General features: G+C 61.6%; 14 protein-coding genes. 5 read left to right on the top strand and 9 right to left on the bottom strand.

What is annotated here, in order from left to right; genetic code table 11:
• Positions 1-30: 30 nt before the first annotated feature.
• Both Tchar_RS05625 and Tchar_RS05630 read left to right on the top strand, forming a co-directional pair.
• Complete coding sequence (locus Tchar_RS05625) at positions 31-1,650, top strand: peptide chain release factor 3 (protein ID WP_144328095.1); 1,620 nt, start codon at positions 31-33, stop codon at positions 1,648-1,650.
• Positions 1,651-1,687: 37 nt separating this feature from the next.
• Positions 1,688-2,272 (top strand): YqaA family protein, encoded by a 585-nt coding sequence (locus Tchar_RS05630; RefSeq protein ID WP_144328096.1) that lies wholly within the window; start codon positions 1,688-1,690, stop codon positions 2,270-2,272.
• Between the two features lie 52 nt (positions 2,273-2,324).
• On the opposite strand, the gene Tchar_RS05635 is transcribed toward Tchar_RS05630, so the two are convergent.
• Both Tchar_RS05635 and Tchar_RS05640 read right to left on the bottom strand, forming a co-directional pair.
• Positions 2,325-2,639: a cupin domain-containing protein gene (locus Tchar_RS05635; RefSeq protein ID WP_132963670.1), complete on the bottom strand. Its 315-nt coding sequence runs from the start codon at positions 2,637-2,639 to the stop codon at positions 2,325-2,327.
• A 38-nt stretch (positions 2,640-2,677) separates the two neighbouring features.
• On the bottom strand, positions 2,678-3,064 hold the full coding sequence (locus tag Tchar_RS05640) for a cupin domain-containing protein (RefSeq protein WP_279388356.1): 387 nt from the start codon (positions 3,062-3,064) through the stop codon (positions 2,678-2,680).
• 172 nt (positions 3,065-3,236) lie between these two features.
• On the opposite strand from Tchar_RS05640, the gene Tchar_RS05645 reads away from it, so the two are divergent.
• Positions 3,237-3,626 carry an AraC family transcriptional regulator ligand-binding domain-containing protein gene (locus Tchar_RS05645; protein WP_144328097.1) on the top strand — a complete coding sequence of 130 codons (390 nt, stop codon included), beginning with the start codon at positions 3,237-3,239 and terminating at the stop codon, positions 3,624-3,626.
• 187 nt (positions 3,627-3,813) lie between these two features.
• A complete protein-coding gene (locus Tchar_RS05650) occupies positions 3,814-5,265 on the top strand; it encodes an IS5 family transposase (RefSeq protein WP_144328098.1) in 1,452 nt (483 codons plus the stop codon).
• A 187-nt stretch (positions 5,266-5,452) separates the two neighbouring features.
• Here Tchar_RS05650 and Tchar_RS05655 read toward each other — a convergent pair whose 3' ends face one another.
• From Tchar_RS05655 to Tchar_RS13995, 7 genes are all read right to left on the bottom strand, one after another.
• Complete coding sequence (locus Tchar_RS05655; RefSeq protein ID WP_019561894.1) at positions 5,453-5,824, bottom strand: RusA family crossover junction endodeoxyribonuclease; 372 nt, start codon at positions 5,822-5,824, stop codon at positions 5,453-5,455.
• A gap of 76 nt (positions 5,825-5,900) precedes the next feature.
• Positions 5,901-6,395: a hypothetical protein gene (locus Tchar_RS05660; RefSeq protein ID WP_108377502.1), complete on the bottom strand. Its 495-nt coding sequence runs from the start codon at positions 6,393-6,395 to the stop codon at positions 5,901-5,903.
• Between the two features lie 90 nt (positions 6,396-6,485).
• Positions 6,486-7,208 (bottom strand): C39 family peptidase, encoded by a 723-nt coding sequence (locus tag Tchar_RS05665; RefSeq protein WP_236640257.1) that lies wholly within the window; start codon positions 7,206-7,208, stop codon positions 6,486-6,488.
• Position 7,209: 1 nt separating this feature from the next.
• A complete protein-coding gene (locus Tchar_RS05670; RefSeq protein ID WP_132963666.1) occupies positions 7,210-7,464 on the bottom strand; it encodes a hypothetical protein in 255 nt (84 codons plus the stop codon).
• Positions 7,465-7,521: 57 nt separating this feature from the next.
• A complete protein-coding gene (locus Tchar_RS05675; RefSeq protein ID WP_144328100.1) occupies positions 7,522-7,968 on the bottom strand; it encodes a hypothetical protein in 447 nt (148 codons plus the stop codon).
• Positions 7,969-8,045: 77 nt separating this feature from the next.
• The gene (locus Tchar_RS13990) at positions 8,046-8,378 is read right to left on the bottom strand and encodes a transporter (protein ID WP_236640260.1); all 333 of its coding nucleotides are present in this window, start codon (positions 8,376-8,378) and stop codon (positions 8,046-8,048) included.
• 23 nt (positions 8,379-8,401) lie between these two features.
• Positions 8,402-8,920, bottom strand: coding sequence for a hypothetical protein (locus Tchar_RS13995; RefSeq protein ID WP_236640270.1), 519 nt, complete (start codon positions 8,918-8,920; stop codon positions 8,402-8,404).
• 232 nt (positions 8,921-9,152) lie between these two features.
• On the opposite strand from Tchar_RS13995, the gene Tchar_RS05685 reads away from it, so the two are divergent.
• A protein-coding gene (locus Tchar_RS05685) for an IS5 family transposase (protein ID WP_236640273.1) occupies positions 9,153-10,144 on the top strand; the annotation gives its coding sequence in 2 pieces (ribosomal slippage) (positions 9,153-9,899 and positions 9,902-10,144; 990 coding nt in all).
• The last annotated feature ends 500 nt before the right edge of the window (positions 10,145-10,644 follow it).

The following is a 10,644-nucleotide window of genomic DNA, read 5'->3' on the forward strand; positions in this document are numbered from 1 at the left end:
CCCGGATGGGTTGCCGGATAATCGCGCCCCATGTCCGATATCGCCGCTGAGGTGCGCCGCCGGCGCACGTTTGCCATCATCTCGCACCCCGACGCGGGCAAGACCACGCTGACCGAAAAGCTGCTGTTGTTTTCCGGGGCCATCCACATCGCCGGCAGTGTGAAGGCGCGCAAGGCCGCGCGCTATGCCACCAGCGACTGGATGGAGATCGAGAAGCAGCGTGGCATCTCGGTGGCCAGTTCGGTGATGCAGATGGAGTACCGCGACTGCGTGATCAATCTGCTCGACACCCCCGGCCACCAGGATTTTTCCGAAGATACCTACCGTGTGCTCACCGCGGTGGACGCAGCGCTGATGGTGATCGATGCTGGCAACGGCGTGGAGCCGCAGACGCGGCGGCTGCTGCAGGTCTGCCGCGCGCGCAACACGCCGATCCTGACCTTCATCAACAAGATGGACCGCGAGGTCAAGGCGCCGCTGGACCTGCTCGATGAGATCGAACGCGAGCTGGGCATGACGGTGGTGCCGTTCACCTGGCCAGTGGGCATGGGCAAGCGCTTCCACGGCGTGTGGGACCGGCGCGCCGATCAAATGCGCGTCTTCACGGCGGGTGAGGACCGTCGCGGCGGCGACGAGGAGATCCTGGCCGGCCGGGACAATCCCGCCATCGCGCAGCGCTTCGGCGCCGAGTGGCAACAGGCGCAGGAGGAGCTGGAGCTGGTGGAAGGCGCCACCCCGCCGTTCGAGCACGCGGCGTTTCTGGCCGGCACGCAGACGCCGATGTTCTTCGGCTCGGCGATCAACAACTTCGGCGTCAAGGAGGTGCTGGACGCGTTGGTGGAGCTGGCGCCGCCGCCTGGGCCCAAACCGGCGCTGCAGCGCGAGGTGGCGCCGACCGAGCCCAAATTCAGTGGCGTGGTGTTCAAGATTCAGGCCAACATGGACCCGGCACACCGCGACCGCATCGCCTTCGTGCGGGTGGCCAGCGGGCGCTTCGAGCGCGGCATGAAGCTGCGCATCACACGCACGAGCAAGGAGTTCAAGCCCAACACCGTGGTGTCGTTCCTGTCGCAACGGCGCGAACTGCTGGAGGAGGCCTACGCAGGCGACATCATCGGCATTCCCAACCATGGCTTGCTGCAGTTGGGCGACACGCTCACCGAGGGCGAAACCCTGCAGTTCACGGGCTTGCCCTTTTTCGCCCCAGAGATCATCCGCAGCGTGGAGGTGGCCGACCCGCTGCGCACCAAGCAGCTCAAGGCGGGGCTGCAGCAACTGGGCGAGGAAGGCGCGATCCAGGTGTTTCGGCCGATGGCAGGGTCGGTTCTGCTGCTGGGCGCGGTGGGGCAGCTGCAGTTCGAGGTGGTGCAGCACCGGCTGGAGACGGAGTACGGCGTCAAGGCGCGTATCGGCGCCAGCCCCTACCACGTGGTGCGCTGGGTGACCTGCCCGCCGGAAAACGGCGGCGAGGCGGAACTCAAGCGCTTCATCGACGCCAACGTCCACCGCATGGCCTGGGATGCGGTGGAGGCGCCGGCCATCTTGCTCGATCACGCTGCCACGCTGCGGGCGGTGGAGAGCAACTGGCCCAAGATCCGCTTCCACGCGATGCGCGAGCACGCGGGGCTGGTTTTTCACGGCCACGCGTGAAGGCGCGCAGGAATGGCCTCTTGTTGGTGAGCGTTTTATGGCATCAATGTTTCGGCAGCTATACGACCGCGCGCTGGGCTGGGCACGGCACCGGCACGCGCCGCGCTACCTGGCCGCGATCAGCGTCGCCGAGTCGTCGTTTTTTCCGGTGCCGCCCGACGTCATGCTGGCGCCGATGGTGCTGGCGCAGCCGCAGGCAGCCTGGCGGCTGGCTTGGCTGACGACGTGGACCTCGGTGCTGGGCGGCCTGATCGGCTACGGCATCGGGGCGCTTGCCTTCACCGCCATCGAGCCATGGCTGCTGGCCAGTCGCTACGCGGCCGCGTACCAACAGGCGGTGGCCTGGTTCGGCCAGTGGGGCGTGTGGGCGGTGTTCGTGGCCGGCTTCTCGCCCATACCCTACAAGGTATTCACCATCGCGGCCGGCGCGCTGTCGATGGCGGTGCTACCGTTCACGCTGGCCTCGCTGGTCGGACGTGGGGCGCGCTTCTTCCTGGTGGCGGCCCTGTTGCGCTGGGGCGGCGCGCGGATGGAGGCACAACTGCGGCGGCATATCGACCGCGTCGGCTGGGCCATCGTGGCGCTGGTGGTGGTGGGCGCGGCAGCGTACGCCGTGCGCTGACCCGCTACCCGATTCGGTGACGCTGGCCCTGACGATCCGATCGTCTCGGCGCTTATACCGACCCGGCCCGCTCCACGACCAGAATGCGCGCTGGCCCCTGCGGATGGGCCACGTGCTCACAGCCCGTCTCGGCAAAGAAAATATCGCCCGGCGCGAGCAGCGTGCAGCGCTCCTGGCCGGCCTCGCGCCAACGCATCTCGACACGACCGTCGAGCACGGTGAACACCTCTGAACCGTCATTGACGTGCCAGTGGTAGGGTGCATCGGTCCAGTGCAGACGCACGGTGACGCCGTCGAGCTGGGCGATCTGGAGGGCCCCCCAAGCGCGCTCGGCGGTGAAATCACGGGGATGGGTGATGGTGGGCATGAAACGCTTTCGGGGTCACGGGGGATCGGCACACGACCTCAGTAGGGTCGGCCGTCCTTGTGGGTAAAAACCCAGCGCCCGTCGATGTGCACGGCTCGTAGGTCATCGTCGGGGTAGTACACCGTATCCTGCGGGGTTCGATCGCCGACCTCCAGATAGATCACCGTCTCGGCCGTCGGGTTGAAGAGCTGGTGCGCATCGCCACGCCCCGCGGCAAAACCGGCGCACATGCCGGGAGCCAGCGGCGTGTCGCCAGCGTCGGTGCGCAGCACGGGGTAGCCTTGCAAAATGTAGATGAACTCGTCCTGATGGCTGTGCGCGTGACGCAGCGACGACAGCGCACCAGGCGCCAGTTCGGTAAGGTTGACACCAAACCGCCTGAGCCCGAACACATCGCCCAGCGCGCGCTTGACCCGGCCGGCCATGCGGGCCGCAAACGGTGGCGGATAGAGCGATGGCTGGGTGCGGGGTGGAACATGTGCGGCAACAACGGCCGCACTGGTCGGACCTGGGAGATGAGGTGTCATAACGATAGATTCCTGCCGGCTGGCGCTGCCGGATGGGGTTCTTTGCTTTCGCCGTGGTCGATTTTCAATCATGAAGCATTCCGCCGCGACCGCGGCGTCCCCCTCTGCAACGGTGTCTGCCCGCATGGGCGCCATGATCGTGGCCGCAGCTGCGGCGCGCGGTGCGGCAGCCGACGGGCTCATGGCTGCGGCCGGCTTCGACCCCGCCTGGCTGCACGACCCCGACGCGCGCATACCGCTGACGGTCGAGACGCGCCTATGGGACGAGGCGGCGCAGCGCAGCGCAGACCCGGCTTTCGGTCTGCATGTGGCCGCCGCGATCCGTCCCGGGATGTTCCAGGTGTTGGACTATGCGGTGCGCACGGCGCCGATCTGGGCACAGCCCTGCAGCGGCTGGCGCGTTACAACCGGCTGCTGCACGATGTGGCCACGTTCGACATCCAGCCCGAGGGCACGGTGACGCGCATCGAACACCGGTTTGCCGACCCGAGCGTCCGCCCCAGCCGACATGCAGTGGAATTCGTCAGCCCTGCAAAACGCCCTGAAGCCGCATGGACACTGAGTTGGTGAGGTGATGTTGCGGGGTTGGAACTCCCGAAGATGAATCGGCTCGATGCGAATTTCTGGGAGTTTGGAGAGGGATTTCGATGAGCACGCCGGACTTTTTCCGCGCCCGACTGGACCAGATGATCGACCTGCGCCACCCGCTGGCGGTGCTGGCCACACGCATGCCGTGGCAGCAGATCGAAGCGAGCGTGGCGCCGCTGCTGGCGCGCAAGGACCGGCGCGGGCGCAGCATCGAAGGTGCAGACCTGTTCGGCCCCACGGTGCAGGTGGTCGGCGCAGGCGTGAGCGCGGCAGGCCGCCCGCGCCTGGCGATCCGCTTGATGGTGTCGCTGCTGTACCTGAAGCATGCCTATGGCCTGAGCGACGAGGCCGTGGTCGAGCGCTGGGCCGAGAACGTGGTGTGGCAGTTCTTCAGCGGGCAGGAGTACTACGAGCCACGCCTGCCGTGCGATGCCACGCAGATCGGGCGCTTCAGGCGGGTGCTGGGCGAGGCCGGCGTGGAGGAGTTGCTGGCCAAGACGATCGAGGCGGCCGTGCAGATGCAGGCGGTGCGCAAGAGCGAACTGCAGCGTGTGATCGTGGACACCACGGTGCAGGAGAAGGCGGTGGCCTATCCCGCCGACAGCCGGCTGCTGGAAGTGGCGCGGGCCAAGGTGGTGCAACTGGCGCAGCGTGCCGGGCTGCGGCTGAAGCAGACCTTCGAGCGCGAGGGCCGCAGCCTGCGCCGGCGTGCCGGCGGCTATGCGCACGCCAAGCAGTTCAAGCGGCTGCGCCGGGTGCTCAAGCGCCAGCGCACCGTGCTCGGGCGCGTGCTGCGCGACGTGCAGCGCCGCCTGCTGGCAGCGCCGCAAGACGTGCGTGATCGCCTGCAGCCATGGCTGGAGCGCGCCGAGCGCATCCGCTCGCAGCGCCCCAAGGACAAGCACAAGCTGTACGCGCTGCATGCGCCGCAGGTCGAGTGCATCGGCAAGGGCAAGGCCCGCCAGCCCTACGAGTTCGGCGTGAAGGTCAGCGTGGCCGTCACAGCCAAACAGGGCTTGATGGTCGGTGCGCGCAGCCTGCCGGGCAACCCCTACGACGGCCACACGCTGGCCGAGCAACTGGAGCAGACCACCGTCTTGCTGCAGGACCTGGGCGTCAAGCCGCACACGGCCATCGTCGACCTGGGCTACCGGGGGGCGGATGCCGACATTGGCGGGGTGACATTGATCCATCGCGGCAAGAGCCGCTCGCTCACGCGCAGCCAGCGGCGCTGGCTGAAGCGGCGTCAGGCGGTCGAGCCGGCCATCAGGCATGCAAAGCACGATCACGGCATGAAGCGCTGCTGGCTCAAGGGCGCTGAGGGTGACGCGCTGCATGCGGTGTTGTGCGCAGCCGGCTTCAACATCCGCTGGCTGCTGCGTGCCATCGCCCGGCGGGGCATTGCTCCAGCCTTTTTGCGCTCGCTTTGGCTGCTGTCAGCGCTCGCAGCGTCGGCGAGTCGACTCGCTACTCTTGCACGTCCGGCGCTTCTCGTCGGCGCCGCGAGATGAATTTTACAGGGCCGACTAGCTACGCATGTCCAAGCTCAAGCACCTGCCGGCCAGTCCGTTCGCGCCAGCCATGCCGACATGACGCGAAGCGTTTCCACACAAAACGGCATAGAGCCCCTAACGTTTGAGCTCACCTGCGGGCGACAGACGGCGAAGCCGGCTGGCGAACGTCAGGTGGAGCGAAGGGTTAGGCCACGCTGACGGGCAAGACTTCAAGATGAACCCCTGAGTCCTCAGATGACGCGACCTTGGTCTTCATGACGGTGAGCATGATGACGCAGGAATCACCGCCATGCGTGTCTGAGAAGATTGTGTGATTCAGCGCGTCCATGAAGCGCTTGAGAAGATTGTCGAGATCCGGGCCGTACGGGAAGTCGGTAGGGAACTTGTCGGGTGGTAGGAGAAACGTGACCTTCAGCGTGCACGCCTCTTTGACACGGGGAAGTGAAGCGGTCTGCTCTCTGACTTGGACAGACCATTCATCGGCCGCCCCGATCTTGCCGCGGCTCTTGTTGCGGCTGTAGGGCACGCCGCGTATGAAGCAGTTGATGTACGACACGATAGCTAAAGGTGCGTGGCCTAACGTTGAAGCTCAGCGGTCGGCGTAGCCGTCCGCTGCAGCGACCAGTTAGATTTCATGACCACTTCGCCTGGGCGGCCTCAAGCTGAGCGAACGCAAGAAGCTCTTTTTTGCCAAGATCACCGCTAGACAAGTTGAACTTCTCTGGCTCCGGCGCTGGACCTACCGGGTGGTCTTGCCATTCGGCAAGGCTCTTGTTGTATTGCGCTTGTTTCAAACAATACTCAACCGCCTTCGAGTGGGTTGCATCTAGGAAGTTGTTTGACTCGGCGTCAACTGTCCGCCAGTACGCGGCCATGAACCAGTGCTGATACGCAAATTCGTATTGCGCGGTCGCGTGGTATTGGTTCGCGTAGCGTTCGAGCCCGTGGTACTCGGTGTTGTTCTTCGCCGGAATCCGGGAGTCCACGACATCGGGCCTATGGTCGCCCCAAGGGTAATCATCCCGCATGCATAGGAATGTCGAAGTTAGGCCGCTCGTCCCGCCAAAGTGCTGCTGGAGGAACTGCCTAGCGAGCACGCGGTATTCCGCTTTCCATTCGTATGACATCGACTGACCTCGTCTTTGAAATCTAACGTTTGAATTCAGCGGCGGCTGAAAGCCGTCCGCTGGAATGATTGGTTAGCAGCGTGTTTGATTTTATGGAATGTTCCTAAAACCCAATTGCTGGGTGGCTTGTGCGCTTTGGCGGTGCGGGGTTTTGGTGAAGAAGTCATTGCCTGCGGTAATGCCTTCTTGATTGGGCAATACAGCCAAAAACTTGCCCGCCAGTTCCGCATTGTCTTTATCGCCGCGTGTTTGCCACATTTCAAGAAACTGGGCTTTGCTGTAGGTGCGATTTCCAAGGCTGGGGTCTGCCAACCAAACAGTGTTTTCGTCAATGCCGCGCAGCACTGAAAAATGATCGTCCTTGCGGTGCTTCAAATACACCACCACTGGCGCTTTGAGCCGCATCAGTTGCTCGTAACTGGCGGCAAAGCCTTGCGCCTTAAAGCCAAACTGCGGCAGGGCTTTTTTCATGTCTTCAAACGAGGCGCGCAAATCACCTTTGTCCATGGCTTTGAGCAAGGCTTCTTCGGTGACCGATTGGCCGTAAAACTCATTGAGCAAAGTCGCCAATGATGCAGCGCTGCATGAGTAATCGAGGTCTTGCTTGACGATGCGAGAGTCGCGTTGGGTTTTCCAGCTTTGGATGGGAATGCGGATGTGAGCGGTTGGGCTGTTCAAGAAAAGCATACTTTTAGCGATATATTTCGTTTCTGAATGAGAGGCCAACTCAGAAGAAAAAGCAATATTGAAGTGACAAATACCAACCAAGACAAATACTCTAGAAGCCATGTTGGCACACGAGGCAATAACCATTTCACTTCTTGTATTTCTCATAGTAATGCATGAGTCCGATACAGCACAGACCAAGAACTGTACCCAAGCATATCGCAACTATAATGCCAATAAATACCCCTCTGTCGGATGGAAATAACAGGACGTAAGTCGCGAAGAGCGCGAAAAAGCCGGCACTCGCCGTAAAAAATGTCTTGATCTTGCTCCATTTTTTTGAATGAGCATACTCAGCCATCATCCCGCCAAGCATGCCCGCAATTTCAACAATTAAACTCATATAGCCTCCACTAGCAGCAAGATGGAATTTGCACTCCACCTTGCCGTGTATATTCAATTACCAGCCGCGATAGCTACGATATTGAGAAAATCCGAAATTCGACGCCAGAATATTTGGGCGCCAAGCAACGTTCCCTGCAATCCCGCCGCCAGATGCGCGGATTAAAGCTCCACCAACGCCACCGGTTAGGGCTCCTGTTCCTATTGAATAAAGTGAGCCTTGCCAAGTAATTGGTCGGTTGTTATACCAATTGCTTGCAGCATAAAACCCAAAACCTGCAGCACCACCAATAGCAAAATTCAAGAATGCCCCCTCAGTCTCTTTCATCTCCTGCTGAGACAGCACAGCGAGCCGCATCGGCTTGGCATCTTGCTCAAACAGCATCTGTGTATCCGCAGCGGTGAACTGCGGCAGTGGCGTAGCCACTGTTCCCTCATTGGCAAACGCTGGCACGGACAGACTGGCCGCCAGCACACCTGCAAACAAAGTCGATTTCAATTTCATATCAAACTCCTTGATGAGATAGTACAAAAATCAGGGCAATTTTACAATTGATCGCATTTTTACGCTTGGGCTTATCCTCAAAACGTATGCAACCAATTGAGCCTCAGGTCTGCCCCGTTGGAACCTGAAACATTCGATTTGAAGGTGAGGTTGAGGGTGCTCTCCTTCGAAATGCCGTAACCCACGCCCAGCAACAAATCACTGCTGGTGCGCCTGAAGCCTTGTGCTTTGCCGTCCCATGTGTCCGCTTGGCGGTTGCTCCACTGCATGCCGGTGGTGAGCGTGACGCGGTCGTTCACCGCAAAGGCGATGCTGGGGTTGAGTAACAACAGGTTGCCAGGCTTGTAGTTGGCTTCGCCGTCTTTACGGCTTTGGTTGAAGCGGTAGGCGGTGGTGAGCGAGAACACCACGGGGTCGATGGCTTTGTAGGTGGTCAGCCCACCAGTGCAGACTTGAAAGAGCTGCTGCTTTTCTCGTGCTTCTCGCGCAGTGCGATTTCGGTAAAACCCAGCAAGGCTGGCGTGTCGTCGTCTTTCTTGAACTGGTAGTTGATGCCCGCCCAGGCATCGGCAAAGCGGTTTTCGCTGTGGCTACTGGTGCCCGACACATCGCTGGCGCGGCTGCTGCTGTGCAGGTAAGAGGTGCGGGCGAAGATTTCGGCTTTGCCCGTTAAGCCGTAGCGCAAGCCCAAAGTGCCCACCACTGAATCGCTGTTGCCACGGCTTTCACCAATCAGCGTGGGCAGGGTGACAAACGAGGTTGCCCCCGTTTGCACGGTGATGGGCTCAGCCGTGGAGACGCCTTGGCGGTCGCTGTTGGCGTAGGCCAGTGACACATCGAGCTTGACCTTGCCTTTGTCGGTGATCAGGTCTTCAACGGTGAGGGGTAAATCAGCATGGGCCGATGCTGCGCCCAAGGCCAGCAAGGCTGCTGCAAAACGTGCTTTGTTCATCACACTCCTTCATCAAACGGTGCTGGCGTGGCCAGCGGGATAAGCTGCTAACGTGTTATAGGGAGCAAAACTGCTGCATAACACCGACGGCTGTCTCCCTAACACCGGCGGCTCGATCGGGCGTAAAGCCGCGCCCAGCCTGCGTTTCCAGGCATTGACTGGATGTTTGTACAGTACTAAGGAAGGTCTGCAAAACCTTCCTGCCAGACTGCCGGGATGGGACAATAGCGACATGAAGCAGATGAGTCTGGAGGCGCCGATGTATACGGGCTTTGAGCTGCGCACCAAGCGCACCCGCAAGCGTGCGTTTTTGGAGCAGATGGACCGTGTGGTGCCGTGGGCAGAGTTGGTCGCACTCATCGAGCCGTATGCGCCGAAGGCGGGTCCCAAGGGTGGGCGGCCACCCTTTGCGGTAGAGAAGCTGCTGAGGATTCATTTTTTGCAGCAGTGGTTTGGTCTGTCGGACCCGGCGGTGGAGGAAGCCCTGTATGACACGCCGCTGCTGGCCCGGTTTGTTGGGTTGGACCTGGGGGTGGATGTGGTGCCGGATGAGAGCACCATCCTGCGCTTTCGACACCTGCTGGAGCAACACGGCCTGAGCGCGCGCATCCTCGAGACGGTCAATCGCATCCTGACCGAGCGTGGCCTCATGCTCAAAAGTGGCACCATCGTGGACGCCACGCTCATAGCCGCGCCCAGCTCGACCAAGAACGCGAGCGGCCAGCGCGATCCTGAGATGCACCAGACGAAGAAGGGCAATCAGTGGTACTTCGGGATGAAGGCGCATGTGGGGGTGGACGCCGCCTCAGGCCTGGTGCACACGGTGGTGGCTACGGCTGCCAATGTGGCTGATGTGACGCAAGCGCATCGGCTGTTGCACGGGCAAGAGACGGACGTCTTTGCCGATGCGGGCTATCAGGGAGTGGACAAGCGAGCGGAAAACCAGGGCAAGCAAGTCGCTTGGCACGTGGCCATGCGGGGCCGGGCAAGCGCCGGGCATTGGACAAGAGCACTTTTCTTGGCCAGGTGATGGATGCCTTGGAACGCACCAAGGCGCGCATTCGTGCCAAGGGTGAGCATCCGTTTCGGGTACTCAAATGCCAGTTTGGCTACCGCAAGACGCCCTATCGAGGCTTGGCCAAGAACGGCGCGCAGCTCAACGTCCTGTTTGCGCTGGTCAATCTGTGGCTGGCGCGCAAAGCCTTGCTGGCTGCGACGGGATAAGTGCGCCCGCAGTGGGCTCACTGGGGCCGGATGAGGCTGCAGAGGGCCCATCAAGGGGCTTGCTGGAGCCAAAAGACGGCTCAGCATCTGCTTCGATCCCGTCATGTGAAACGATATTGACCCTCAACTCGTCGCCACGAACGAGTGGGCGGGGTAGTGCAGAGGTTCCCTAAATTTCATGCAAATTGGCGCAACGTTCGTACCACGCACTTTACCTGTGCGCGCGGGCGTTGGCAACCCCCCCCGAAAGGGTGTCAAGGCAAAGTAGAAATGTCCGCCCTCTGAGCAAGTTAGAAATGTCCGGTTTGACGCCGAAGGTATGTCCTCATGGGCTGGCCCATGGGCCAGCCCATGAGGGCGGAGCGCTGAAGATACGACGCCAGGGGTGCTCAGGGCCGGGACACCATGGCTGTTTGACTTGGCGCGCTTTGAGGATGTCATCCACCCGCGCATTGAGCGTCTTGTCATCGACGGCGCTGGGGGTGGCTGGAGCAGGATCG

The organism is Tepidimonas charontis, from assembly GCF_007556685.1.
In the GTDB taxonomy this organism is placed as follows: domain Bacteria; phylum Pseudomonadota; class Gammaproteobacteria; order Burkholderiales; family Burkholderiaceae_C; genus Tepidimonas; species Tepidimonas charontis.